Origin of the sequence: Pseudomonas sp. 13B_3.2_Bac1 (assembly GCF_025466205.1) — a bacterium.
GTDB lineage: Bacteria > Pseudomonadota > Gammaproteobacteria > Pseudomonadales > Pseudomonadaceae > Aquipseudomonas > Aquipseudomonas fluorescens_H.
Map to the genome: position 1 here is coordinate 24,092 of NZ_JANLOG010000046.1, position 26,904 is coordinate 50,995.

A 26,904-nucleotide genomic window follows, 5' to 3' on the forward strand; every position below is an offset into this window, starting at 1 on the left:
TCGCGTCGCCGTTAACGTTGGGCGACGGCGGCTGATTCCAGGAGCCGATCTACTTTGATAAACGACTCGTCCTTTGATTGCAGGATCGCCATGATCTCCGGCTGTGTTTCAAACAGTGGGCCGTTCACGGCATGTCCAAGCTTGAGCAGGTGATCACCTTCATAGATGTTGCTCTTGAGCAGCAGGTCGAGGTTATCGGCGATATCGTTCAGACGATCATCACTTGGCTCTTCAAAAGCGGTGTATTCCTCGTCTATCCAATACACCCAGCCGAGGCGAGCTTGAACTTGCGCGGCTGCCTCCGGAAGGTTGAATGGTGCTTTGTCACCTGGCCATGTTGATTCTTTGTTGGCTATCCAGGCTAGCCATGGACCACGCTGCTCGCCGAAGTTCTTTGGCGCCGGGGAGTAAACGGCGCTCCAGCAACCCAGTAACTGATCAAAGGTTTTATCGGCGGTGTAGGCCAATGCTGCCCACAGGCTCGGTTTGTGGAAGCTCAACAAACTCTGTCCTCCAGAACCGTCGTTGACTCTGAGGAGCCAGCGCGCGTGAGCCAAGGCTTTTTCCGGGTCAGGTGTTGAGATCGCAATTCCCGAAAACTGTTCCTCACAAAGTTTTGTCGCTTCTGCAGCCAGTTTGCTGCCTCTGGGGGCGATCAACCACAATGGGCCCTCAGGGATCTCTGCGAAGTCGGTACCGAAGAACAGCCCTTGGGAAACAACGGGTTCACCTACTCGGTAGAGCCGACTCAAGGCTTGCGGCTGCAGGCCCTGATCGATGATGAAGCACAGCGATTCGCTGGCAGCGGGCAGATCCGAGAAGTTGTAGCGAGGCTCTGCCAGCAGAGCGCTCAGCGCTTTTACATGCATGTGCAATCCTTACGGCTGCAAGCGCCGTTACTCTGTTTGCCGCACAACGGTGTGATGCCTGATTCATTGAGACGAGCGGGGAGCGGTGCTTTGCCCGCCTTATCCGCATCCGCCACCTTCATCGGCCCCGGCAGCAACGGCGCGGCCGGCGTACCTACACCCGGTGCACCGCCGGTATTGACCTTCACCTCGGCGCCGCTGATGGTCACGCCACCGGCGTCGACCTTGACGAAGCTGCCGCCCGCTTTGGCGGTCAGTTCCATTGCGCCTTCGACGACGACTTTCTGGCCAGCGTAGTAATGGATTTCGCTGCCGGCTTCGACGAATTGCGCTGTGCCTACCTTGAGGTGCTGGGTGACTGCGACGGTCAGGTGATCATCTGCGCGCATCTCACTGACACGATTCAAATGAGTGATGCGGTGCTCTTCGACTTTGAATTCGCTGTAGGTGTTGGCCTCAACCGTGTCATGCCGCTCATTCCCCACGCGGATCTTCTGGTCGTGCTCGATGTTTTCATCCCAATCCCGCTGAGCATGGATGTAGATCTGCTCCGCGCCCTTTTTGTCTTCAATCCGAAACTCGTTGTAGCCTTTGCCGCCCGGGGAGCTGAGGGTTTTGAAGGTGCTGCGGGTCTTGTTTGCCGGCAGGTCGTAGGGGACGACGTTTTCCTTGTGGTACAGGCAGCCGGTGACGAGTGGCTGGTCGGGGTCGCCTTCGAGGAAGGTGACGAGGACTTCCATGCCGATGCGCGGGATGGCAATGCCGCCGTAGGCTGCGCCGGCCCAGCCGCTGGCGACGCGTAGCCAGCAGGTGGTTTTGTCGTCGGACTGGCCGTCGCGGTCCCAGTGGAACTGGACTTTGATGCGGCCGTACTGGTCGCAGTGGATCTCTTCGCCGGCCGGGCCGGTGACGACCGCGGTCTGGCTGCCGAGGACTTTTGGTTTCGGGTGTTCGAGAGCAGGGCGGTAGTGCGCGTCCCACGGGGTGGCGAGGAAGCTGTTGCGGTAGCCCTGGTGGAAATCGCTTTTGTTGTCGGTGACGTCGCTGGTGACGTTTTCACCGAGCACTTGCGGTTGTTTGCCTTCGTGGAAGACTTCCAGCAGCAGCCACAAGTCGTTCCATTCAGCGCGCGGGTGTTCGGCCAGGGTCAGGAAGTGGCCGCTGGTCAGGGTCGGTTCGTCACCTTTGCCTTCGGCGAGTTTGTAGTCGCTGCGATGGCGTTCAAGGGCGCGGGTCGAGAGGAATTTGCCGCGCTCGCGGGTGGTGAAGCGGCCGGGGTAATCGTAGTCCTCAAGATCCGGGGCGAACTCGGATTTGACCGCGCCTTCGGGCAGGATCTTCGGTTTTTCGAAGTCGTAGTCGCGGCGGCTGACGCGCGTGGTGCGGGTTTCCAGGCGCAGGTTGAAGCGTTTGATCACCGGTTTGTCGGCGCTCATGCCGGAGTCTTGCTGGTAGCTCACGGCCTTGAGTTTGCGGAACACTGTCTGATCGTCGCCGAACACCAGTTTGTGCCCGCTGCTGCTGTGCTGGAAGTGAAAGTGGATGCCTTCCTCTTCGCACAGGCGCTGGATGAAATGCAGGTCGGACTCGTCGTACTGCACGCAGTAATCGCGTTGCGGGTACTCGGCGTTGAGCTGGAAGCTGTAGGCGTCGGCCAGAATGCCGCGATCTTCCAGCACTTGGGCGATGATCTTCGGCACCGTGAGGTTCTGGAAAATCTGCTGGTCATGGTTGTGCCGCAGATAGGCCAGTTGCGGCACCAGGCTGATGCTGTAACGGGTCAGCGTCTTGCCGGAATCGCCTTGCTCGATGCGGTACACCAGGCCGTGGATCTTGCCTTCGCCGGTGGCGCCGAAGGTCAGGACGCCGGGCTTGTGGAGCAGCTCTTCGAGTTTGAGGTCGGGGCGGGCGCTGACCAGTTCGAGGTCGAAACGGAAAGGCTCGTTGAGGGCTTCGCGACCGGTGAAGCTGAGCACTTGCAGGTCGGCGGAGGCGCCTTCGAGCGTAAGGGTAATGTGGGTAGCGTTGGCGTCCAGCATGCCTTGAATTCCGTCCATTGAATAAGCAGGTGACGGATGATGGAGGATTAAACCGCCCCGTTCAAGGCGCAAATGCCGTAGGGATGGGGTCTGCGACGTATAGGGAAAACCCTTAGATCGGCTTTTTGGCCCAATGAAGCCGGGGGCTTCGCAGTCGTGAGCCATTGGTCAGCACGTGGTTTTAGCCAATCGCAGGCTGAAGAATAGCCAGTCAGTTTCAGACTAAAGTCGCCTTCAGCCCGTAAAAGCCATCTGCCATCATTGCGCCTCACCCCTGCGTGTCCACTTCTTCCCGGCTGTTTTTGACCCGGGACGGGAGCTATTTTTCTGGCTAACTGCGCCCCGGCGCAAACGCTGTACTGTTGGAGTTTTTCATGCGTCCCCCATTTCCCCTCATCACCCCGCGCCACTCGTTTGGCTTCGGCGCCGTTGTGCTGTGCGCAGGTTTTGCCGCGCAGGCTCAGGCCAGCGGTTTTCTCGAAGACACCACGGCGAAAATCGAATCGCGCACGGTGTATTTCAACCGCGATTTCCGTGATGGGCACACCTCCAACGAGCAGGGCGCTTCCAAGCGTGAAGAGTCGGCTCAGGGCTTTATTCTCAATCTGCAATCGGGTTACACCGAGGGCACGGTGGGCTTCGGTATCGATGCGCTGGGCATGCTCGGCTTCCAGCTCGATTCCAGCCCTGATCGCAGCAACAGCGGCTTGCTGCCGTCCAGCGGCGACAACCCGCGCGGCGCCAAGGGCCAGTACGCGAAAATGGGCCTGACCGCCAAGGTCAAGGTCTCGGACACGGTGTTGAAGTACGGCGCGCTGTTGCCGGATCTGCCGCTGCTCAAGTACAACGACGGTCGCTTGCTGCCGACCCTGTTCAACGGCGCCATGCTGACCTCCAAAGAGGTCAAGGATCTGACCGTCATGGCCGCGCGTCTGGACAAGTACACCGCACGTGATTCCACCGACTCGCAAGACATCCGCGTGCACTGCAAGAACAAGCGCTACGCCTGCAACACCACCGCCGACCATTTCGACATGTACGGCTTCGACTACAAGATCAACGATCGCCTGACCGCGCAGTATCACTACGCCGAACTGGAAGACATCTACCGTCAGCACTTCATTGGTTTGCTCGGCAATCAGCCGTTGGGCGACGGCGTGCTGAAGGCCGATCTGCGCGTGATCAAGAGTGCCGACAGCGGTGCTGAGCGTGTCGGTTCGATCGACAACCGCGCCTTGAGCGGCATGCTTTCCTATGGCATCAGCGGCCACACCTTCAGTGCCGGCTGGCAGCGCATGAACGGCGACAACTCGATGCCGTACCTCGATGGCAGCAACCCGTATCTGGTCAACTACGTGCAGGTCAACGACTTCGCCGCGGCGCAGGAGCGTTCCTGGCAGCTGCGTTATGACTATGACTTCAAGGCTATCGGCATCAACGGCCTGAGCTTCCTGACCCGCTATGTGAACGGTGACCACATCAAGGTCCCGGGCAGCGATCAGGAAGGCAAAGAGTGGGAGCGCGACAGCGAGCTGAAGTACGTGATCCAGACGGGCACGTTCAAGGATGTGAGCCTGCGTCTGCGCAATGCGACGTACCGCACCAACTATGAAAAGTTTGCGCGGGATGTGGATGAGACCCGGCTGATTGTGAGTTACAACTTTTCGGTGTTGTAACGGTTAGAGCTGCAGTGGCTGGTTGACCGCTTTCGCGAGCAAGCCCGCTCCCACAGGGGATCAGCGCGGAGCACAAAATCTGTGTTCACGGCTGATCCAATGTGGGAGCGGGCTTGCTCGCGAAGGCGTCTTTGCAGGCACCACTACAACCAATGCCAGAACCGGCTCCAGAAGCCGCGATTCAGATCGTCCTTGCACCCGGCATACTGCCGCGCATACACGTCGGAGCGCGCCTGCACCTTGCGTGCAGTCGGCATCAGCCAGGCCTTGCTGGCGTAGGTCTTGTTGCGGAAACCGCCCCAGCCTTCGTGGTAGTTCAGGTACTGGTTATAGGCGTCGTACTTGTACACGCCGTTGATCGAAGTGGTCTTGTCCATGTACCAGCCGACGAAGTCGATGGCGTCGTCGAAGTCTTCGCGGTCGGCGCCGTGTCGGCCGGTGCTTTTCTGGTAGTCGGACCAGACTTCATCCTTGGCCTGGGCGTAGCCCGACGCGGTGGTGACCCGGCCCCACGGGATCACCCACAGCAGGTATTTGCGCGGCGTCTTGGCGTCGTAGCGATAGCCGGACTCCTGATACATGATCGCGAAGGGCACCTGGATCGGCACGCCCCAGCGCTTTTGCGTGACTTGCGCGGCGTCGTACCAGTCGCTTTTTTCGCGGAAGATTGCGCAGATGTCTTCCGGAGAACGCGGCGTCGAGGTGCCGCAGCCGCTGAGTAATCCTGCCAGTATCAAAAGTCCCGCCGTCCGCCCCGAAATCAAACCGTCATCCCCATGCGCGCAAAAAGGGCGACAGTCTACGCGCTCAGGTCAACTGGTGACGATAGGGTAAATCCGGACCCGTTTTGCTGCAGGTCAGGGCGGCCGCCTGTACGGCAAACCTGAGCATCGTGTCGATCTGCTCGCGGCTGAGTGCTTGAACCCCTTCGACCGAGTCCAGTCCTTGCTCGGTCAACCAGGTGATCAGCGCCGCTTGAAAGGTATCGCCGGCGCCGACGGTATCGGCGATTTTCACTGAAACCGCTGGTACCGACCATGAGCCGTGAGCGCGACTGAATACCGTTGCGCCTTCGCCGCCACGGGTCAGGAACACCAATTGGCAGCGATGCTGCAGCCAGCCTTCGATGACGCGCTGCGGATCCTGTTCGGGATACAGCAGGCTCAGATCTTCGTCGCTGACCTTGATCATGTCGGCCAGTTGCACCAGGGTCGCCACGCGCTCGCGCCACAGGTCGATGTTCGGTTCCGGGTTGAGACGTACGTTGGGGTCGAGGGTGATCAACCGCTTGCCGCTTTCACGCTGCACCAGCGTCAGCAAGGTGTCGGCGATCGGCTGCACCACCAGCGAGAACGAGCCGATGTGCAGGCCGCGTACTTCGGTGCTCAACTGCGGCAGATGGGCGAGGCTCAACTGGCGATCGGCGCAGCCCTCGCCGCGAAAGCTGTAATGCGGCGAACCGTTGGCGCCGACCGCAACCATCGCCAGCGTGGTTGGCGCGGCGAAGTCGATCAGGTAGTCCGCACGCACGCCTTCATCCTGCAGCACCTGCTGCAAACGCCGGCCGAGATAGTCGGTAGACAGCCCGGCAAACAGCGCCGAATCCACGCCCAAACGGCGCAAGCCGACCGCGACGTTGAACGGCGAGCCGCCGGCAATCGCCTTGAAATTCACCTTCGAGGCCAGACCGCTGGCATCGTCTTCGCTGAAGAAGTCGAACAGAGCTTCGCCACACACCAAATACATAATTGTTTGCTCTTTATAGGGTTGCGACATGCTGTTGATAGCGTTCATAGGCCTGCTGGAACGCCGCGACATTGGCGGCAATCGGCAGGGTTTCACTGTGCAGATCGAGCTTTACGCAGCGCTGGCACAGATCGGCCAAAGTGTCCTCGTGGCCGTTCGACCATGATTTGCACCACGCCGCCTGAATCGCCGCGCCAAGGGCTGCAGCTTCGCTGTGTTCGGTGCAGATCACCGGGGTGTTCATGATGTCGGCGACGATCTGCCGCCACACCGCACTTTTCGAACCGCCGCCGATCAGGCAAATGCTGCGGCTTTGTAAACCATTGTGGCGTAACAGATCCAGTCCATAACGCAAACCGAAGGTGGTGCCCTCGACCACGGCGCGACACAGGTTGGCCTGGGTCAGGTTGTTCAGGGTCAAGCCGTGCAGGCTGCCGGTGGCATGGGGCAGGGCGGGGACGCGTTCGCCGTTGAGGAACGGCAGCATGCTCACGCCTTCGGCACCGATCGGCGCCTGGGCCACGAGTTGATTGAACTGCTCCAGGTCGAGGTTGAACAGTTCGCGGATTGCGCCGGTGGCGTTGGTCAGGTTCATGGTGCAGATCAGCGGCAGCCAGCCACCGCTGGATGAACAGAACGTGGCGACCGAGGCATCCGCGCTGACCTTCGGCGCTGCGGCATAGGCGTACACCGTGCCGGAGGAGCCGAGGCTCATGGTGATCGCACCCGGCTGAATGTTGCCGGTGCCGATGGCGCCCATCATGTTGTCGCCACCGCCGCTGGAGACCTGTGCATTCGGGTTGAGGCCGAGCTGTTCAGCAATCGAAGGCAGCAGCGTACCGACCGCCTGATGCGCGTCGATCAGCTCCGGCAGCGCCGCTTGCAGGCGACCCGTGGCGTCGATGTCGCGCAGCAGTTGCAAGTCCCACTGGCGGCTGCGCACATTGAAATAGCCGGTGCCGGAGGCGTCGCCGTATTCGCTGCACGCGCGGCCGGTGAGCCAGTAATTCAGATAATCGTGGGGCAGCAGAATGCGCGCGATACGCGAGAACACCTCCGGGTGTTGTTCTTTGGTCCAGAGCAGTTTCGACACGGTGTAGCCCGGCGCGATGACCACACCGAGGCGTTCCAGTGAGCCTTTTTCGCCGCCGAGGTGTTTGAGCAAACGGTCATTTTCATCAGTGGTTTCGGTGTCGCACCACAGCTTGGCCGGGCGCAGCACCTGGCCCTGATCGTCGAGCAGTACCAGGCCGTGTTGCTGACCGGAGACGCCGATGCCGAGAATCGCCTGACCGTCGATATTGGCGGCCAGCAAGGCGCGGCGGGTGGCGAGGGCGAAGGCGTCCAGCCACTGTTGAGTGTCCTGCTCGCGCCGGCCGTTGGCGCCGCTGATCATCGTGTGGGTAGCGGCGCCTTCGCCGAGCACCTGACCGCTGGCGGCATCAAGGATGATCGCCTTGGTGCCCTGGGTGCCGCAGTCGATGCCGAGGAAGAGTTGTCGGGTGGTCACAGTGAGGTCCTCAGGTGTCAGGTTTGCCAGGGTGAGGCCGCCATTCGCGAGCAAGCCCGCTCCCACATTTTGAAACGCGTTCCCCTGTGGGAGCGGGCTTGCTCGCGAAGGCGTCGGTGGTTTCACCGCTGAATTCAGGCCAAAACCCGCTCCAAAGTCCGCGAAACACCCACCTCACGCAAGCTGTTGCAGCACCACTCAAACGCCGCAACAAACGCCGCCGACCGCGGAATCGTCGTGCCGAAGATCTCCTCGACCGCCAGCAACCGCTGGGTAATCAGCGCATCATCCGCCACCAGCCCCTGACAAAATTCCGCCCGCGGATCAGGAATCGCATAGGTATCGCCGTTCTCATCGACGCCCTTCAGATACAGCGCCCAAGCCGCTACCACCAGCGCTGCACGCCTGGTTTCCTGACCATCGGCAATCAAGCGGTTGATCGTCGGAATGGTGAACTTGGGAAACTTCGACGAGCCGTCTGAACACACCCGCTCCAACTGATCGGCAATCGCTTGATTAGAGAAGCGCGCGACCAGCGTATTTTTGTAGTCGGTCAGATCGATGCCCGGTACCGGCGCCAGTTGTGGGGTGACATCGAGGTCCATGTACGCACGCATGTAGCGCACGAACAGTGGGTCGTTCATGGTTTCGTGAACGAAGCGGTAGCCCTTCAGAAAACCCAGATACGTCAGCGCCAAGTGGCTGCCGTTGAGCAGTTTGATCTTCATTTCTTCGTAGGGCGAAACGTCATCGGTGAACTGCACGCCGACCTGTTCCCAGGCCGGGCGCCCGTTGACGAATTTGTCTTCCAGCACCCATTGCACAAACGGCTCGCAGACCACCGGCCAGGCATCGTCCACCGCGTGTTTGTCGGCCAGTTGCAGGCGATGCGCGGTGCTGGTCATCGGCGTGATGCGATCAACCATGGCGTTGGGAAAACTGACGTTCTGCTCGATCCAGTCGCGCAGCCCCTGGTCACGCAGGGTGGCGAAGGCGAGCAGGGCTTTGCGGGTGACCGCGCCGTTGTGCGGCAGGTTATCGCAGGACATGAGGGTGAACGCCGGCGTGCCCGCGCCACGACGTTTTTCCAGCGCGGCGCAGAGGAAACCGAACACGGTTTTCGGCGTTTGCGGATTTGTCAGATCGTGCTGAATCTGTGGCAGGTGCGCCATGAACTCGCCGTTGCTGTCGTCGATGCAGTAGCCGCCCTCGGTGATGGTCAGCGAGACGATGCGGATCTGCGGATCGGCGAGTTTGTCGATCAGCGCCTGCGCGCCGTCCTCGGCCAGGAGCATGTCGCGGATCGCGCCGATCACCCGCACCTCGGTGTCGTCGCTGTCACCGAGTTCGAACAGGGTGAACAGGTAGTCCTGTTCCTTCAGGTCGTCACGGGCGCGGCGGTCTTCAGCGCGCAGGCCGACGCCGCAGATCGCCCAGTCCAGTGCCTGACCGGTGTTCATCAGTGCATCGGTGTAGTACGCCTGATGCGCGCGGTGAAAGCCGCCGACGCCAATGTGTGCGATGCCCTGGCGGGTGTCGCTGAGGCTGTAGGCCGGCAGTTGCACCTCGGGGGCGAGGCGATGCAGGTTTTGTTTATTCAGTTTCATCGGGCAAGTCTCGAAATTCAGGCCGCCGCACGCAGCGGGCGGGTCAGCGCCACGCCATTGGCGTCGAACAGGTGGCAATGGCTGGCGTCCAGGTACAGGTTCAGTTGCTCGCCATAGCGGCTCGCCAGGTCACCGCGCACGCGCATGGTCAGGGCTTCGCCGGCGCTGGTGGTGACGTGGCAGAAGGTGTCGCTGCCCAGACGTTCACTGACGTCGGCGGTGACCTGCAGGGTGCAGTCGCCCGGTTGCGCCAGTTCCAGATGTTCCGGGCGAATGCCCAGGGTCACGGCGCTGCCGATGCTCAGGTTGGCGGCGTTGAACGGCAGAGTGATGCGCGTGCCGGCATCCAGCGAGACTTCGCAGGTCTGGCTGTCGACACGGGCGATTTTGCCCTTGAGGAAACCCATTTTCGGCGTGCCGAGAAAACCGGCGACGAACAGGTTGGCCGGGTTGTGATAGAGGTCCAGCGGTGAGCCGACCTGTTCGATCTTGCCGCCATTGAGCACCACGACCTTGTCGGCCATGGTCATCGCTTCGACCTGATCGTGGGTCACGTAGATCATCGTGGCTTGCAGGTCTTTGTGCAGACGCAGCAGTTCCAGACGCATCTGCACGCGCAGCGCCGCGTCGAGGTTGGACAGCGGTTCGTCGAACAGGAAGATCTTCGGGTTGCGCACGATGGCCCGGCCGATGGCGACCCGTTGCCGCTGGCCGCCAGACAGTTGTTTCGGCTTGCGCTCCAGCATCGGCCCGAGTTCGAGAATGCGCGCCGCTTCGCCGACCTTTTTCTCGACTTCGGCTTTCGGTACGCCGGCCAGGTCGAGGGCGAACGACATGTTTTTCTTCACGGTCATGTGCGGGTACAGCGCGTAGGTCTGGAACACCATCGCCAGATCGCGTTTGGCCGGACTGACTTCGGTGATGTCGCGGCCATCGAGTTCGATGGTGCCACCACTGACTTCTTCCAGCCCGGCGATCAGCCGCAGCAGGGTCGATTTGCCGCAGCCGGACGGGCCGACGAAGACCACGAATTCCTTGTCGTTCACCTCAAGGTCGATGCCCTTGATGATGGAGAAACCTTCGAAGCCTTTTTGCAGATTCTTGATTTTCAGGTTGGCCATGGTGATGGGCCTCCGCTTAAGTTAATTCAATTGCGCCGGGCAGGTTTTTGGTGGGAGCGGGCTTGCTCGCGAAGGGGCCGTGTCAGGCACTATCATTGTTGGATGACACTCCGCTTTCGCGAGCAAGCTCGCTCCCACAGGGGATTGGGTACGGTTGGAGAACTTCATTTCACGGCGCCGAACGACAAGCCGCGCACCAGTTGTTTCTGGCTGATCCAGCCGAAGATCAGGATCGGCGCACAAGCCAGGGTCGAGACCGCCGACAACTTGGCCCAGAACAAGCCTTCAGGGCTTGAATACGAGGCGATCAGCGCGGTCAGTGGCGCGGCTTTCGACGAGGTCAGGTTCAGCGACCAGAAGGCCTCGTTCCAGCACAGGATCAGCGACAGCAGCACGGTCGAAGCCAGCCCTCCCTTGGCAATCGGCAGCAGCACGCGGACCATTTCCTGCCACAGGGTGGCGCCGTCCAGACGCGCGGCCTCGAGGATGTCCTTGGGGATGTCCTTGAAGTAGGTGTAAATCATCCAGACCACGATCGGCAGGTTGATCAGGGTGTAGATCACGATCAGTGCGATGCGTGTATCGAGCAGGCCAAAACTCTTGGCCAGCAGGTAGATCGGCATCAGCACGCCTACCGGCGGCAGCATCTTGGTCGAGAGCATCCACAGCAGCGTGCCCTTGGTGCGCTGGGTTTCGTAGAACGCCATCGAGTAGGCGGCGGGCACCGCGATCAGCAGGCACAGCGCCGTGGCACTGAAGGAAATCACCACCGAGTTCCAGGCGAAACTGAAGTAATCGCTGCGCTCGTTGATGTGCAGATAGTTCTCCAGCGTTGGCGTGAAGATGAACTGCGGTGGCGTGGCGAAGGCGTCGATTTCGGTTTTGAAACTGGTCATCACCATCCAGAAGATCGGGAAGAAAATCACGATCGCGATGGCCCAGGCCAGGGTGCCGAGCAGCAGGCTTTGCAGCCGGCGGGATTGTTGAAGAGTCATGGCAGGCCTCAGGCTTTGTCAGTCAGGTTTTTGCCGATCATCCGCACCAGAATGATCGCCGCGATGTTGGCGATGACCACGGCAATCAAGCCGCCCGCCGAGGCCATGCCGACGTCGAACTGCACCAGCGCCTGGTTGTAGATCAGGTAGGCGAGGTTGGTCGAGGCGTAGCCGGGGCCGCCGTTGGTGGTGGTGAAAATCTCGGCGAACACCGACAGCAGGAAGATCGTTTCGATCATCACCACCACCGCAATCGGCCGCGCCAGGTGTGGCAGGGTCAGGTGCCAGAAGATCGCCACCGGACCGGCGCCATCCAGGCGTGCAGCTTCTTTCTGTTCCTGGTCGAGGGACTGCATGGCGGTCATCAGGATCAGGATCGCGAACGGCAGCCATTGCCACGAAACAATGATGATGATCGACAGCAGCGGGTAGTGCGCCAGCCAGTCCACCGGCTCGGCGCCGAACAGCCGCCAGACGTAGGCGAGGATTCCCGACACCGGATGGAAAATCAGGTTCTTCCAGATCAGCGCACCGACGGTGGGCATGATGAAGAACGGCGAAATCAGCATCACCCGCACGATGCCGCGTCCGAGAAATTCGCTGGCCTCAAGCAAGGCGCTGATCAACACCCCGAACACCACGCTGATCAACAGCACGCTGCCCACCAGCAACAGGGTATTGGTGGCGCCGGGCAGGAAACCGGAGTCGGTCAGGAAATAGGTGAAGTTCTCCAGCCCGACGAATTCGTTCACCCCCGGATCGAGCAGGTTGTAGCGAATCATCGAGAAGTAAATGGTCATGCCCAGCGGCACGACCATCCACAGCAGCAACAGGGCCACCGACGGGCTGACCAGAAACCAGCCGGGATTGCGTACGCGGACTTTGCGCTGGGGTTGCGACAGGTCGAGGTGGGCTTTGGCAGTTGAAGTATTCATGGTGATCACAACCGAGTCATACAGACCTATGGAGATCCCCTGTGGGAGCGGGCTTGCTCGCGAAGTCGTCGTGTCAGTCAATACACATGACACTGACCCACCGCTTTCGCGAGCAAGCCCGCTCCCACAGGAGGCAGGAGCAAGTCGTTCAGCGGTTACTTGGGATAACCGGCGCGCTTCATCTCGCGTTCGGTAGTTTGCTGCGCGGCGGCCAGGGCTTGATCCACTGTGGTCTGGCCGATCAGCGCCGCCGAGAACAGCTTGCCGACTTGGGTGCCCACACCCTGGAACTCAGGAATGGTCACCAGTTGAATGCCGATGTAGGGCACCGGTTTCAACGTCGGTTTGCTCGGATCCGCCGCTTTCAGCGACTCCAGCGTGACCTTGGCGAACGGTGCGGCGCTCATGTAAGCGTCGCTGTAAGTCGATGCGCGGGTGCCCGGTGGCACGTTGGCGATGCCATCGGTCTTGGCCACCAGTTCACCGTACTCCTTGGAAGTGGCCCAGGCACTGAACGCCTTGGCGGCGTCCTTGGCTTTGGAGCTGGTCGGAATTGCCAGCGCCCACGAATACAGCCATGCCGAACCCTTATCGGTAACCTGATGCGGCGCGAAAGTGAAGCCGACGTGATCGGCGACCTTGCTCTGGGTCTTGTCGGTGACGAACGAGCCAGCGACGGAAGCGTCCACCCAGATTGCGCACTTGCCGCTGTTGAACAGCGCCAGGTTCTCGTTGAACCCGTTACTGGAGGCGCCCGGCGGGCCGGATTTCTTCATGGTGTCGACGTAGAAGTTCAGCGCGTTTTTCCACTCCGGGCCGGTGAATTCCGGCTGCCATTTTTCATCGAACCAGCGCGCGCCATAAGCATTGGCGACAGTGGTGATCAGCGCCATGTTCTCGCCCCAGCCGGCCTTGCCGCGCAGGCAGATGCCGTACTGCTCTTTATCCTTGTTGGTGAGTTTTTCGGCGAAGCCGGCGATCTGTTCCCAGGTCGGGCGCTCGGGCATGCTCAGCCCGGCATCCTTGAACAGGTCGGTGCGGTAATAGGTGATCGAGCTTTCGGCGTAGAACGGCAGTGCGTATAGCGAACCCTTGACCGACAGGCCTTCACGCACCGACGGGAACACGTCGTCGAGGGCATAAGTGGCCGGCAGATCCTTCATCGGTTCGAGCCAGCCCTTGGCGCCCCAGAGTGCCGCTTCGTACATGCCGATGGTCAACACATCGAACTGGCCACCCTGAGTGGCGATGTCGGTAGTCAGGCGCTGACGCAGGACGTTTTCTTCCAGCACCACCCAATTGAGCTTGATCTCCGGATGCTCGGCCTCGAAGGTTTTCGAGAGCTTTTGCATGCGAATCATGTCGCTGTTGTTGACGGTGGCGATGGTCAGGGTCTGGGCGCCAAGGCTGACGCTGCTGAGGGTCATGCAGGTGAGGGCAAGCAGAGCTTTTGCAGTGGGTTGCATCGTGCACTCCTTTTCTGCGTCCGTTGGGAGGCAGAAGGACAGTTATTGTTTTTGTGTCTTCCTGTGCAGGAAGAATGTGCATTGATTACAGCCCTCAATCGACGGGCTGACAAATCATCCGTCGCACTCGAATCAATACTTTTTTGCACTGGGGTTTACTGGAGTAAATGCAGGGAAGGGGTTTTCAGCGGGGAGGGGCTATTGAATCAGTACAGGTTTCATCGCGTCGGATGCTTTTTGTGGGAGCGGGCTAGCTCGCGAAAGCGCTGTGTCAGTTTGCCAATCAGTTGACTGATACAGCGCTTTCGCGAGCAGGCGCACTCCTGCAGGGGGCGGTGGTATCAGCCGAGGTTTTGTTCAGTCAGGCGCTGCACGGCGAGGCGTCGATAGTGTGACGGCGTCATGCCCTTGAGTTGCTGGAAGCGTCGATTGAAGTTGGAAATGTTGTTGAACCCCGACTCGAAGCACACGTCGGTCACCGGTTTGTCGCCATCGGCCAGCAGCTCGCAAGACTTGCTGATGCGCAGGCGATTGACGAATTCGATGAAGTTGCGCCCGGTGGCCTGCTTGAACACACGACTGAAATAGGTCGGTTTCATCCCCAGATGCTCGGCGACTTCTTCCAGGGTCAGCTCGCGGGCGTAGTGGCTGAAGATGTAATCCACCGCGCGGTTGGTGCGGTCGATATTGTGCTCGTCGGCCAGTTGTGTGTTGGTGGCACCGGACAGCAATTGATAGTCGTCAGTGGCTGCCAGCAGCTCCATCAGGATGAAAAAGTACCCGAGACGGGTAATGCCGCGTGTATCGGCAATCTGCTGCATCAGGGTCATGGCCTGGCGGATCGTGTCCTTGTCTCGAAACTCGATACCGTACTGCGCGCGTTCCAGCAGGGGGGTCAGGGTTTTGAGTTCGGCAAACACCAGATGCCCGCCTTCGAACAACTCGTCGGTGAAGTTCACCAGCATGTCGCGCTTTTCCACCACCTCGTCTTCGGCCACCTGGCTGATCCAGTTGTGCGGCAGATTGGGCCCGGTGAGGAACAGTGTTTGCGGGTAGAAGTTGCCGATGTAGTCGCCAATGAACACTTTGCCGGAGCTGGCGACGATCAGGTGCAGTTCGTATTCCTTGTGGAAATGCCAGCGCACCAGCGGACAGGGAAAACCGTGCTGGCGGTAAATGATGGACAGGCCGTTATGGTCGTCCATCAACTCGTAGGAGGGATCAGTGATTCGGGTGGCCCGGGTCATGTCCGATGCATTCTGTTGTCATGTTGACGTCCATCATGCACGCACGCTCCGGCCAGTGCCAGCGTCTCAGCCCCGGGCCTTCCTGAGACCTTTGGCGTGGTTGATCTGCTGGCAATACTCGATCAGTGGCGTGCCACCGATGAAGTCGGCATTGATGATGCTGCACTTGGGCGCCCATCCCGAGTCCGGGCCAAACCATTGATTGAGTTCGTTGGTAATTCGTTTGACGCCGGCCAGTTCGCCGTAACTGGTGGCGGACAATGACCACAAGGTGCCGGATCGCGGCGGGTTGGCCAGGGTTTTCGTGATGTGTTGCTTGAGTTGCTCGGGAGAGGTGATGTCACTGCCGCTCCATTCATGACGAATATTCGGCCAGTACAGCGGCGAATTGAAGTCGGGATGCCATTCACTGGCCAACACCACTCGTTGCCGTGAATCGGCTTGTTTGAGTTGCCCGAGCGTCAAGTGGCTGTTGCTCCGGGGAATCAGTCGCGGCGCCAGATGATTCATGATGACTTGATGGAAACCCTGATAATCAAAAGGCTTGTTGTCGACCCCCTTGAGTTCATGAATGTCGAGGACGACGAATTCGCCCGGGTGCTCATCGAGGAACACTTCCAGGCTCTTGATCAGTTCACTCAGGGAGCGCCCGCGGAACAGTTTCAGGCCGTGAAAGGTATGAAACTTCTTGATGCCCAGCCAGTGTTCGTCCGAATGCAGGCGCAAGTCGAAGGCGCGCACACCTTCACTCAGTTGCTGAATGAACGGGCCATCCTGGCAGACGAACCAGTTTTTTGCGGGTTGGAGATAGGCCGGATACGAGAAGTCGTAATCCAGCCCGGCGTTATGTGCGCCAGGCCAGAGAACTTCGCCGAGGGTCAAGGCGTCGATGGCGGACGCAGTCGTCATCCAGTTTTTATACGGGTAATTATTCATAGTGCATTCCGTTGCAGACAAAGTTGAGAGTTTACGACCCGAAAGATAGTTGCTTCAGTTCGAAAAACATTCTTTGGCTTGCTCGGAGAAAGTACAAGTCAACACTCTTTTCAAAGTGTTGAAGTACTTTTGTTTAATGCTGAAGAATTAACTGTTGTGGTTTTTTGCTTCGATCCATTGCGCCATGTATTGGGTGCTTTTGTGCAAGTGGTGACGCAACATGCTGCCGGTGAAGTTAGCGCGGCGCAGGGCCGGCAAGTTGTCGCGGCATTCTTGCAGGCGTTCAATCAATGCCGGACCGTGGATGGCGTGCCGATAGCGCTCGTGCAACAACGTGACGCCGGCCTGTTGCGCGGCGGTCCAGCGTAACTTGTCTTCATGCAGTCTGACCGCCGCATCGGCCAGCGCCTGGGCCGACAGCGCCACCTCACCGGGCCACGGCAGCGCACCGCTCATGCCCTCAGCGCCGATGGGGGTGGTGACGTTCGGCGTGCCACAGAGCATGGCATCGACGATTTTGCCCTTGATCCCTGCACCGAACCGCAAGGGGGCCAGGCAAACCCGGGCTTGCGACATCACTTGCAGCGCATCTTCGGCCCAGTTCATCACATGAAAACCCTGCGCCGCGTTGTGCAGTGCAGTGGCCTTGGGCGGGGTGTAGGCACCGTAGATATGCAACTGCGCACCGGGCAATTGCTGGCGAATCAGCGGCCAGACTGCGTTCTTCATCCACAGCACGGCGTCCCAGTTCGGCGCGTGACGGAAATTGCCGATACTCAGAAAGTGCGCACGATCCTCGAAGGGCACGAAAGCGCCGCTCGGTGGTTCGAGCATCAACGGGCACCAGTGCAACAGGTCCCGGGGCACCTGGAACTGTTCGATCAGCAACTGGATTTCCACTTCGGAAATCATCAGGTTGAGGTCACAGCGATACAGCGCGGCGATTTCCCGTTTGGCCAGGTCGGTGTCGGCCATCAAGTCGAACTCTTCACCCAGCGCCGGGGCAAACAGTGCGCTGAAATCCTGATTATCCGGGTCGTCCTTCAAGCGCTCCTTGAGCCGCTGGTGACGGGCATGTCGCAGACTTTGCAGGTCGGAAGTCTCCAGCACTCGCAGGGCGTTCGGGCAATGTTTCTCGACGCGCCAGCCGAACTGCTCTTCCATCATGAACTGGTCGAACAGGACGATATCCGGGGCCAGTTCACTGACGAAAGCGTCAAAACTGCTGTTATTGAGTTCGATCGGTACTTCCCGAATCCCCAGCCCAGTCAGGTCAGCCTTGTGTTCGCCGGGCCCCGCCGGGCTGCTGAAGGTGATGTCCCAGCCTTGTTGCAGGAAGGTTTCGAGGATCTGCATCACATGCCCGCTGGCCGCCGAAGAGCGGGGTTCGGGCCAGACGTAGCCGATGACCAGAACTTTGGTGGCAGGCGATGCAGTCATTGACAGGTGTTCCTTACAGACAGGCGGAGAAAAACGGGGCGCAATTAGACCACATCTGATGCCGGATTTTACAGGCAGGAAGTTTTTCGACTTGAGGCGTTGGCGGAGTTAACTGACCGCAAGAGCCTGTTTTTGAAAGTTTGAATGTTGTCGGGATGTTGGTAAAAGTTGCTAACGGAACTTCATTTAATATTTCTTTCTTATATCGGTATGTTGCCTGTGGCTCGATAAATTCAAGTCAGCATTGATTGCTGGCCTCATACCGGAAAGTTAACTGATGAAAATGGATGCAGATGTTTTTGATCTTGGTCAAGCCGCAAGCGAGAACTGCGGGTTATTGGCGCTGCTCGATCCCTGGGGCACGCAGAGCAACTTGAACGAACCTCGCGTAGAGGCGCTGACGCAGGTACCTGACGGAGAAGATCCGGCTGACTTCATTGATTCGGTGAATATCAAGGAACTCGGCGACAAGATTGCCAGTCATTGTGCCGCCCTGACCGATCCTGCCAGTTTTCACCCGGCTTATTTCATCCGCACCCGCATCGAAGACACGGCGCATGCGTGGGTCACTGCACCCAAGGAACTGGCACAGATCACGTATGACGCGACGATTGCAGTCAAGTATCTGGAACATGACCCGGTCAATCGCAGCGATTCGCTGAAACCCGAAAAAGCACCGGCCAAATGGCGCCAGAAAAACTTCACCCTGGCCGAGATTTGCACCGATCATCATTTGGTGGTGCTAAAGGAACATGGTTACAAGGAGATCCTCTGGCCTGAGTTTTATCCCAAGGCGTTGATCGAGGCCTTTTCTGAGGCCAACTACCAGGACGATTTCAAACAGTATGTGAAGGACCATCTCTTGCCCGCCGGCGCCCGTGTGTTTGGCTACTATTTAAAGAGAACGGAACTGATCAAACTGGTGGTCGAATTCATCAAGGACGAGAAGCGCGCGCTCGACGACCGTCATATCGCTTTCGCGTTTCTCAGAGGGACTCTGCCAGCGCGCACGTTGCTGCTGCACAGTGACCCGAACCTGCTAGTGGATAACGCGGTGTTTATTGGTCCCGACAACCTGTCCAACGGCATTCTGTTCTTTCTGGGTGAAGATCGGCAGGCCATTGTCTTTCCGTCCGGACATGACGCGCGCGGGAAGTTTCTCGAAAACAATGCGCAACTGCAGACGTTGTTGCTCAAGCGCGTTCCGCTTCGGGCACAGCAGCAGGCACATGTCAGGGACTTCAAATACCGCGGCATGGAAATGCCGCTGTTCGCGACTCGGCCGCACTATCGGGAGCTGGTGTTCCGGACAAGCAACGACATCGGGCGCAGCTTGTATGAGCTGCAGGTCGAGCGCGCACTGGCGGATATCGACACCCTGGTGTCGACCTCGGAGGAGCGCATAACCGACCTGGCGCTCGAGGCCGCAGGGCATGTCCTGCAATGTCTGGCGCTGGCGGCTTCGATGCCCTGGGGCGGCAGCGGTGTGCTGGCCTCGACCTCGGTGAAGGTTCTGGTATCGATGCTGGTGGGCCTCGGTGCGGCGGCGACCGATCTGATCCGTGCGGAAATTGCCGACGACCCGGCCGAAACCGACCGCTTGCGCATCACTGCCGCGATAGGCGTACTGGCCGAGCTCGCGGGCCCGATCGGTGAGCGGCTGATCGGCAAAGCGTTGTCGGCCGCCGCGAAAAAACGCTTGAGCCAGCGCATTCTCAATACCCTGACCCAAGCGAACAGACCCTCACTGTTACGTCGACCGGGCGCAAGTCTGTCGCATCATTTGGCGAGTACGACTGGCAAGGAGATACCGGATCGGGCCAAAGGCGCGGTGGTCGCCGGTCAACTGCAAGAGCTGGCGGGCGGGCCGAGTGTCGCGCAAATGATCGCCGATCAAACCCAGCTCGTGCACCACGCCGGGCCGCAGAAGGGCTTTGTGTATCAAGGCTTCACCTTTCGCGGCGACACCCGTGATCCGTCGATTGTCTTCAAGGAGGGGTTCCGCCAGCGCACGCCCATCACTGACCTCAATCAGGTCAACGGTTTCAAGGGCGGCTACGGCGGCGCGCACGATGCGTTGGCACCGGACGGGGCAGGCATTTCAACGTCGGCATTTTACAAGAAGGATGGTGCTGGAGCCTTTGTCTACGGCGGCGACAAGGGCGGCCACACGTATTTCATCGATGCCCGGCAACTGGAGGGGTTTCATTTGTACGCCAACACCGAGCTGGCATTTCGGCCGAACACCGGGCTCAAGATGCTGCCTCCGCTGGAAATCAACTATGCCGTCGATATCTCGCCAAGGTTGATCCTCGGGGCATACGACAGTGCGGGTAAATTCATCCCCAATCCGCAGGCGCTGCGACTGGCGATCCAGGCGAGTCAGGACGGCGTCGGTCACGGATTCGGCCGGGATGTTGCGAAAAAGGCCGGTAGCGGTGCGGATCCATTGATTCCAACGGATGGCGAGACCTACGGCAACGAGCCAAGGCTCGAAGCCGAATATGGAGGGGCTAAATTCAGCATAGGGTGACTTTAGCCCGCTTCACGGTTACTTCTGAGAGAGAATGCCCTTGACCTTGTCACGCAACTGATCGATCGAGAACGGTTTGCCGATCACGTGCATGTCAGCGGGTACGTCGATGTTTTCGGCGTAACCGCTGGCGAACAACACGGGCAGGGTGGGGCGTAGTTCACGGGCTTTGCCGGCCAGTTCACTACCTTTCATGCCCGGCAGGCCGTAGTCGGTCATCATCAAGTCGATATCGTTGCTCTGATCCCCGAGAATCTTCAGCGCAGACTCGCCGTCGTCCGCCTCCAGCACATTGAACGCCAGCTCCTCCAGCACGTCGACGATGAGCATGCGCACGATGTTGTCGTCTTCTACTACAAGGATGGTGGGTGCTGGGGTGGACATATTGATGCTCTCAAGAAAGGAAATCAGGACGGCGACCGGTCGAAAATGCCGGGCTCTTGCATGAGTAAGTGGCGCATGGCCACAAGTTCCCGATTCGATGGAAAAAAGATTAGCTGCAATCCGCGGCGCAAGGATAACGGTTGGTTGCTCGAGAAGCGCAGCAAAATGTAGGAAATTGCTGCCAAAGCAGTCAGAAACATGGATCCATGCGGCCGTTTTGGGGCAAACTCCCGGGTTTCGACAGTTCGACAAGGCCGCCCCATGTCCACTCCGTCTTCGATTGATGAAACACGGTTTCGCAAACTCCTGACGCGCAACATCGGCTTGCCGCTGGGCGTTGGCGCGCTCAGCGCCGTGTTCTTTGTGTCTCTGATTACTTATCTGCTGTCGGTGATCCAATGGGTGGAACACACCGACCGGGTGATCAATAACGCCAACGAAGCGGTGAAGCTCACCGTTGATCTGGAAACCGGCATGCGCGGTTTCCTGCTCAGCGGCGACGAACACTTCCTCGACCCGTATGAAACCGCCAAGCCGCGGATCAACGTCGCGCTCAATACCCTGCTGGAACTGACCGCCGACAACCCGGTGCAGACCGATCGTCTGCGGCGTCTGCAGGCATTGCAGACCGAGTGGGCCAACTACGCGCAATCGATGATCGATCTGCAGCGCTCCAGCGGTGATTACCGGGGCGCGGTGAAAGCCGGGCGTGGCAAGCGCCTGACCGACGAGATCCGCAAGCAATTCGAAGATGTGATCGATATGGAGCAGCAGTTGCGCACCACGCGCAACGAAGACGTGCGCCGCACCACGATCTGGAGCATCACCCTGTACCTGCTGTTTATCGCCGGGATCAGCGGCTTGCTGGCCTATGTCGGTCGCCGCGATCTGATTCGCCTGTCTGACAGCTACAGCGCCAACCTCGCCGCGCAACAGGCCAGCGCCGAGCGTCTGGAGCGCCAGGCGTGGATGCGCAGCGGCCAGACCGAACTGGCAGAGCAGGTGCTGGGGCAACTCACGCTGAACCTGCTGGGGCGCAACATTTTGCAGTTCTGCGCGCAATATCTGGGCACCGCCGTGGCGGCGTTGTACGTGCGCGAAGAACACGGCGGCCTCAAGCGTGTGGCGTCCTACGGCTTCTCCCGCGAGCAGGAAGAACTGGATCAGCAGATCTATAGCGGCGAAGGCATCGTTGGTCAGGTTGCCCAGCAGGGGCAACTGATTCGTCTGGACTCGGTCCCGGCCGACTACTTCAAAGTCAGCTCGGGCCTGGGCCAAGGCCTGCCACGCAGCGTGCTGGTGGTGCCGACGACTAATGATGACCAGGTCAACGGCGTGATCGAATTGGGCTTTTTACGGCCACTCACCGAGCGCGATATCGAATTGCTGGAACTGATTGCCGGCAACATCGGCACTTCGATCGAAGCGGCGCGTTATCGCCAGCGCCTGCAGGAAGTGCTGGCTGAAACCCAGCAGCTCAACGAAGAGTTGCAGGTGCAGCAGGAAGAGCTGAAAACCGCCAACGAAGAACTCGAAGAGCAGTCGCGGATTCTCAAGGAGTCGCAGGCGCATCTGGAAACCCAGCAGGTCGAGCTGGAGCAGACCAACGAGCAATTGGCCGAGCAGGCAAAGACCCTGGCCGAGCAACGCGATGCGATGGATCAGAAGAACACCGAACTCAATCATGCCCAGGTGCAGCTCGAAGAGCGCGCCGAAGAGCTGCAGCGCTCGAGCAAGTACAAGTCCGAATTCCTCGCCAACATGTCCCACGAACTGCGCACGCCGCTGAACAGTTCGCTGATCCTCGCCAAGTTGCTGGCGGAGAACCCGCAGGACAATCTGACGGCCGAACAGGTCAAGTTCGCTGAGTCGATCTATTCGGCGGGCAACGATCTGCTGAACCTGATCAACGACATTCTCGACATTTCCAAGGTCGAGGCCGGCAAGCTGGAAGTGATCCCGGAAAACACCAGCGTCGCGCGTCTGGCCGATGGCCTGCGCAGCGTGTTCGAACCGCTGGCAGCGGAGAAGCAACTGTCTTTCAGCGTCGAGTTGCAGGCGGATGCGCCGATCATGCTGTACACCGACCGCCAGCGTCTGGAACAGGTGATCAAAAACCTGCTGTCCAATGCCGTGAAGTTCACCGAACACGGCGCGGTCAGCCTGACCATCGCCAGTCAGCCGGACGAGCGCATTGCATTCATCGTGCGCGATTCCGGGATCGGTATTGCCGCGGATCAGCAGGAAAGCATCTTCGAAGCATTCCGTCAGGCCGACGGCACGACCAACCGCAAGTACGGCGGCACCGGTCTGGGCCTGTCGATCTCGCGGGATCTGGCGGCATTGCTCGGCGGTTCGATCAGCGTCAGCAGCGCGCCGGGGCAGGGCAGTGTGTTCACTCTGGTGTTGCCGCAGCAATACAGCGAGCCGGGTGACAGCCCCGCGGCCCCGTTGACCTTCACTGCGCCGGCATCGATTCCGGTGCCGGTTGCACTGCCACCGGCAAGCGTTTCGCCCATGGCGCCGGTGCATATCCCGCGCTTTGCCGATGACCGTGGCAAGGCACCGTTCGCCACCCGCTGCATCCTGGTGGTGGAAGACGAGCCGAATTTTGCCCACATCCTCTACGACCTCGCCCACGAACTGGGTTACCAGTGCCTGGTGGCCCACGGTGCGGACGAAGGGTATGACCTGGCCCGCGAGTTCGTGCCGGATGCGATCCTGCTCGATATGCGCCTGCCGGACCACTCCGGGCTGACCGTGTTGCAGCGTCTGAAAGAACACGCCGAAACCCGCCACATTCCGGTGCACGTGATCTCGGTTGAAGACCGCGTTGAGGCCGCGATGCACATGGGCGCGATCGGTTATGCGGTCAAGCCGACCACCCGTGAAGAGCTCAAGGACGTGTTCGCCCGTCTCGAAGCCAAGCTGACCCAAAAGGTCAAGCGCGTGCTGCTGGTCGAAGATGACGATTTGCAGCGCGAAAGCATTGCCCGCCTGATCGGCGACGATGACATCGAGATCACCGCCGTCGGTCTGGCGCAGGACGCGCTAGAGAAACTGCGCACGACGATCTACGACTGCATGGTGATCGACCTGAAATTGCCGGACATGCTCGGCAACGATCTGCTCAAGCGCATGTCTACCGAGGACATCTGCTCGTTCCCGCCAGTGATTGTCTACACCGGACGCAACCTGACCCGCGATGAAGAAGCCGAGCTGCGCAAGTATTCGCGCTCGATCATCATCAAGGGCGCACGTTCGCCGGAACGTCTGCTCGATGAAGTGACACTCTTTCTGCACAAAGTCGAATCGCAGTTGTCCCATGAGCGGCAGAAGATGCTCAAGACCGCCCGCAGCCGCGACAAGGTTTTTGAGGGGCGCAAGGTGCTGCTGGTGGACGACGATGTGCGCAACATCTTCGCCCTGACCAGCGCGCTGGAGCATAAGGGCGCAGTCGTGGTCATCGGCCGGAATGGTCGTGAGGCGATTGATAAGTTGAATGAAGTCGAGGACATTGATCTGGTGCTGATGGACGTGATGATGCCGGAAATGGATGGTTTTGAAGCCACCATTGAAATCCGCAAGGACCCGCGCTGGCGCAAGCTGCCGATCATTGCGGTGACGGCCAAGGCCATGAAGGACGATCAGGAGCGCTGCCTGCAGGCGGGCGCCAATGATTACCTGGCCAAGCCCATTGACCTGGATCGCCTGTTCTCGTTGATTCGCGTGTGGTTACCGAAGATGGAACGCATTTAGTGGAAAGCAGTCACTCTTTGGAGCGCAACAGCGAAATCGAATTACGCCTGTTGATCGAGGCTATCTACCTCAAATACAGCTACGATTTTCGCGATTACTCCGGCGCTTCGATCAAGCGCCGGGTGCAGCACGCCTTGAACCAGTTCGAATGCGCAACCATTTCGGCCTTGCAGGAGAAAGTGCTGCACGATCCGACCGCGTTCATGCAGTTGCTGCAGTTGTTGACGATCCCGGTCAGCGAGATGTTTCGCGATCCATCGCACTTTCTGGCGATCCGCAAGGAAGTGGTGCCGCTGCTGCGCACCTATCCGTCGCTGAAGATCTGGATCGCCGGGTGCAGCACGGGTGAGGAGGTGTATTCGATGGCAATTCTGCTGCGCGAGGAAGGCCTGCTCGACCGCACGATCATCTACGCCACTGACATCAACCCGCGCTCGCTGGACAAGGCCAAACAGGGGATTTTCTCCATGGAGAACGTCCGCGCCTACACCGCCAATTACCAGCAGGCCGGCGGCCAGCGCTCCTTTGCCGATTACTACACCGCTGCTTACGGCTACGCGATCTTCGACAAGAGCCTGTGCGAGAACGTGACCTTCGCCGACCACAGTCTCGCGACTGATAGCGTGTTCTCCGAAACGCAGCTGATTTCCTGCCGCAACGTACTGATTTACTTCAACAAGAAACTTCAGGACCGTGCCTTCGGTCTGTTTCACGAATCGCTGTGCCACCGTGGCTTTCTGGTGTTGGGCAGCAAGGAAACGCTGGACTTTTCCAACTACTCGAATCAGTTCGAACCGCTGGTCAAACAAGAACGGATCTACCGCAAATTATGAACGATGCCGTTGATTTGCCTCGCGTCGAAGCCATCGTGGTCGGTGCTTCGGCCGGTGGTGTCGAAGCACTGCTGACGCTGCTCGCGCCGCTGCGCAAGGGCTACGTGTTGCCGATCATTGTCGTGTTGCATCTGCCGGAAGAGCGCCGCAGCCTGTTGGCCGAGGTGTTTGAGCGGCGGCTGATGCTGCCGGTGCAGGAGGCGACGGACAAGCAGGATATCGTCCCAGGCACGGTTTACTTCGCTACACCCGGTTATCACCTGTCGGTCGAGCAGGATCGCAGTCTGTCGCTGAGCCTTGAAGACCGCGTGCACCATTCCCGACCGTCGATTGACTACCTGTTCGAATCCGCCGCCGACGCTTACGGCGAAACACTGGCCGCCGTGTTGCTGACCGGCGCCAATCACGATGGCGCTCGCGGCCTGGCGCAAGTCAAGCAGCGCGGCGGACTGACCATCGTTCAAGACCCAGAAGATGCACAGGTCGCCACCATGCCTCAGGCTGCACTCAAGCTTCAGCAGCCCGACCATGTCCTACCCATTCACGGCATCGGCCGTCTGCTTGTCGAGCTGGAACGAATCGCATGCTGAGTAATATCCAGGCCAAATTGCTGATCGTCGACGATCTGCCGGAAAACCTGCTGGCCCTCGAAGCGCTGATCAAGCGCGAGGACCGCACCGTCTACAAGGCGCTGTCGGCGGATGAAGCACTTTCGCTGCTGCTGCAACACGAGTTCGCCATGGCCATCCTCGACGTACAGATGCCGGGCATGAACGGCTTCGAACTCGCCGAGTTGATGCGCGGCACCGAGAAAACCAAGAACATTCCGATCATTTTCGTCAGCGCCGCCGGCCGCGAATTGAACTACGCGTTCAAGGGCTACGAGAGCGGGGCGGTGGACTTCCTGCACAAGCCGCTGGATATCCACGCGGTGAAGAGCAAGGTCAACGTATTCGTCGACCTGTACCGCCAGAGCAAGGCCATGAAGCAACAGGTCGAAGCCCTTGAACAGGCGCGCCGCGAGCAGGAAGCGCTGCTGCAGCAACTGCAGAGCACGCAACTGGAGCTGGAGCAGGCGGTGCGGATGCGCGATGACTTCATGTCAATCGTCGCCCACGAAGTGCGCACGCCGCTCAATGGCCTGATACTCGAGACCCAATTGCGCAAGATGCATCTGGCGCGGGACAACGCCGCTGCGTTCACCCTCGACAAAATGCACGCAATGGTCGATCGCGACGAGCGGCAGATAAAAAGCCTGATCCGACTGATCGAAGACATGCTCGACGTTTCGCGCATCCGCACCGGCAAGCTGTCGATCCGGCCGAATCGCTTCGACCTGACGCAACTGGTGGGCAACCTGCTGCAGAACTTCGCGCCGCAGATGGAAGCGGCCGAGACTGAAGTCAGCTTCACCGCGCCGGAGCCGGTGGAAGGTCATTGGGACGAATTCCGCATTGAGCAGGTGGTTTCCAACCTGCTGACCAACGCCTTGCGCTACGGTGGCCGTAGCCCGATTCAAGTCCGCGTGTACCGTGAGGGCGACGAGGCGCGGGTCGAGGTTCAGGACCATGGCATCGGTATCAGTGAAGAGAACCAGAAGCGTATTTTCCAACAGTTCGAACGGGTTTCCGCCAAGACGGTAGTGGCTGGTCTCGGGCTGGGTCTGTTCATTTCCGAGCAGATCGTCGCCGCCCATGGCGGCTCCATCGCCGTCGAGAGTCAAATCAACGAAGGCGCCCTGTTTCGCGTTTGTCTGCCAATCCAGGAAAACGGCACATCCGACGCAACCTCTGAGTGACCGCACGGTC

At 59.6% G+C, this 26,904-nt stretch carries 20 protein-coding genes; 6 read left to right on the forward strand and 14 right to left on the reverse strand.

Annotation, left to right across the window (positions count from 1 at the left end):
• Window positions 1-11: 11 nt before the first annotated feature.
• Both NTD85_RS06720 and NTD85_RS06725 read right to left on the reverse strand, forming a co-directional pair.
• Window positions 12-869: a DUF4123 domain-containing protein gene (locus NTD85_RS06720; protein ID WP_262141757.1), complete on the reverse strand. Its 858-nt coding sequence runs from the start codon at window positions 867-869 to the stop codon at window positions 12-14.
• Window positions 860-2,908 (reverse strand): type VI secretion system tip protein VgrG, encoded by a 2,049-nt coding sequence (locus tag NTD85_RS06725; RefSeq protein WP_262141758.1) that lies wholly within the window; start codon window positions 2,906-2,908, stop codon window positions 860-862. The genes NTD85_RS06720 and NTD85_RS06725 overlap by 10 nt, the downstream gene beginning before the upstream one ends.
• Before the next feature lie 374 nt (window positions 2,909-3,282).
• Between NTD85_RS06725 and NTD85_RS06730 the strand changes: the two genes are divergently transcribed.
• Window positions 3,283-4,584: an OprD family porin gene (locus NTD85_RS06730; RefSeq protein WP_262141759.1), complete on the forward strand. Its 1,302-nt coding sequence runs from the start codon at window positions 3,283-3,285 to the stop codon at window positions 4,582-4,584.
• Window positions 4,585-4,727: 143 nt separating this feature from the next.
• On the opposite strand, the gene NTD85_RS06735 is transcribed toward NTD85_RS06730, so the two are convergent.
• The 11 genes from NTD85_RS06735 to NTD85_RS06785 all read right to left on the reverse strand — a co-directional run bounded on the left by NTD85_RS06735 (window position 4,728) and on the right by NTD85_RS06785 (window position 17,587).
• The gene (locus NTD85_RS06735; protein ID WP_262141760.1) at window positions 4,728-5,348 is read right to left on the reverse strand and encodes a hypothetical protein; all 621 of its coding nucleotides are present in this window, start codon (window positions 5,346-5,348) and stop codon (window positions 4,728-4,730) included.
• A gap of 43 nt (window positions 5,349-5,391) precedes the next feature.
• Entirely contained in the window at window positions 5,392-6,330 is a 939-nt protein-coding gene (locus NTD85_RS06740; protein WP_262141761.1) for a carbohydrate kinase family protein, read from the reverse strand.
• A 13-nt stretch (window positions 6,331-6,343) separates the two neighbouring features.
• Window positions 6,344-7,840: a xylulokinase gene (gene xylB / locus NTD85_RS06745; protein WP_262141762.1), complete on the reverse strand. Its 1,497-nt coding sequence runs from the start codon at window positions 7,838-7,840 to the stop codon at window positions 6,344-6,346.
• Window positions 7,841-7,974: 134 nt separating this feature from the next.
• A complete protein-coding gene (locus NTD85_RS06750) occupies window positions 7,975-9,447 on the reverse strand; it encodes a mannitol dehydrogenase family protein (protein WP_262141763.1) in 1,473 nt (490 codons plus the stop codon).
• A gap of 17 nt (window positions 9,448-9,464) precedes the next feature.
• Complete coding sequence (locus NTD85_RS06755) at window positions 9,465-10,568, reverse strand: ABC transporter ATP-binding protein (RefSeq protein ID WP_103483527.1); 1,104 nt, start codon at window positions 10,566-10,568, stop codon at window positions 9,465-9,467.
• Window positions 10,569-10,732: 164 nt separating this feature from the next.
• On the reverse strand, window positions 10,733-11,563 hold the full coding sequence (locus NTD85_RS06760) for a carbohydrate ABC transporter permease (protein WP_003225143.1): 831 nt from the start codon (window positions 11,561-11,563) through the stop codon (window positions 10,733-10,735).
• An 8-nt stretch (window positions 11,564-11,571) separates the two neighbouring features.
• Complete coding sequence (locus NTD85_RS06765; protein WP_262141764.1) at window positions 11,572-12,498, reverse strand: carbohydrate ABC transporter permease; 927 nt, start codon at window positions 12,496-12,498, stop codon at window positions 11,572-11,574.
• Window positions 12,499-12,653: 155 nt separating this feature from the next.
• Window positions 12,654-13,964 carry an ABC transporter substrate-binding protein gene (locus tag NTD85_RS06770; RefSeq protein WP_226499264.1) on the reverse strand — a complete coding sequence of 437 codons (1,311 nt, stop codon included), beginning with the start codon at window positions 13,962-13,964 and terminating at the stop codon, window positions 12,654-12,656.
• A gap of 341 nt (window positions 13,965-14,305) precedes the next feature.
• Window positions 14,306-15,211 carry an AraC family transcriptional regulator gene (locus NTD85_RS06775; RefSeq protein WP_003225137.1) on the reverse strand — a complete coding sequence of 302 codons (906 nt, stop codon included), beginning with the start codon at window positions 15,209-15,211 and terminating at the stop codon, window positions 14,306-14,308.
• A 66-nt stretch (window positions 15,212-15,277) separates the two neighbouring features.
• The gene (locus NTD85_RS06780; RefSeq protein WP_262141765.1) at window positions 15,278-16,147 is read right to left on the reverse strand and encodes a phospholipase; all 870 of its coding nucleotides are present in this window, start codon (window positions 16,145-16,147) and stop codon (window positions 15,278-15,280) included.
• 147 nt (window positions 16,148-16,294) lie between these two features.
• Complete coding sequence (locus tag NTD85_RS06785) at window positions 16,295-17,587, reverse strand: glycosyltransferase (protein ID WP_262141766.1); 1,293 nt, start codon at window positions 17,585-17,587, stop codon at window positions 16,295-16,297.
• Between the two features lie 277 nt (window positions 17,588-17,864).
• On the opposite strand from NTD85_RS06785, the gene NTD85_RS06790 reads away from it, so the two are divergent.
• A complete protein-coding gene (locus NTD85_RS06790; protein WP_262141767.1) occupies window positions 17,865-20,120 on the forward strand; it encodes a hypothetical protein in 2,256 nt (751 codons plus the stop codon).
• A gap of 18 nt (window positions 20,121-20,138) precedes the next feature.
• Here the strand turns inward: NTD85_RS06790 and NTD85_RS06795 are convergent, their stop codons facing one another.
• Window positions 20,139-20,504, reverse strand: coding sequence for a response regulator (locus tag NTD85_RS06795; protein WP_262141768.1), 366 nt, complete (start codon window positions 20,502-20,504; stop codon window positions 20,139-20,141).
• Window positions 20,505-20,765: 261 nt separating this feature from the next.
• Here NTD85_RS06795 and NTD85_RS06800 point away from each other — a divergent pair, with 261 nt between their 5' ends.
• From NTD85_RS06800 to NTD85_RS06815, 4 genes are read left to right on the forward strand one after another with little or no spacing between them, the layout of a single operon-like run.
• Complete coding sequence (locus NTD85_RS06800) at window positions 20,766-24,263, forward strand: response regulator (protein WP_262141769.1); 3,498 nt, start codon at window positions 20,766-20,768, stop codon at window positions 24,261-24,263.
• Window positions 24,263-25,096 (forward strand): CheR family methyltransferase, encoded by an 834-nt coding sequence (locus NTD85_RS06805; RefSeq protein WP_103521378.1) that lies wholly within the window; start codon window positions 24,263-24,265, stop codon window positions 25,094-25,096. Before NTD85_RS06800 ends, NTD85_RS06805 begins: the two co-directional genes overlap by 1 nt.
• Complete coding sequence (locus NTD85_RS06810; RefSeq protein WP_262141770.1) at window positions 25,093-25,686, forward strand: chemotaxis protein CheB; 594 nt, start codon at window positions 25,093-25,095, stop codon at window positions 25,684-25,686. The genes NTD85_RS06805 and NTD85_RS06810 overlap by 4 nt, the downstream gene beginning before the upstream one ends.
• Window positions 25,680-26,894 (forward strand): hybrid sensor histidine kinase/response regulator, encoded by a 1,215-nt coding sequence (locus NTD85_RS06815; protein WP_262141771.1) that lies wholly within the window; start codon window positions 25,680-25,682, stop codon window positions 26,892-26,894. The genes NTD85_RS06810 and NTD85_RS06815 overlap by 7 nt, the downstream gene beginning before the upstream one ends.
• The last annotated feature ends 10 nt before the right edge of the window (window positions 26,895-26,904 follow it).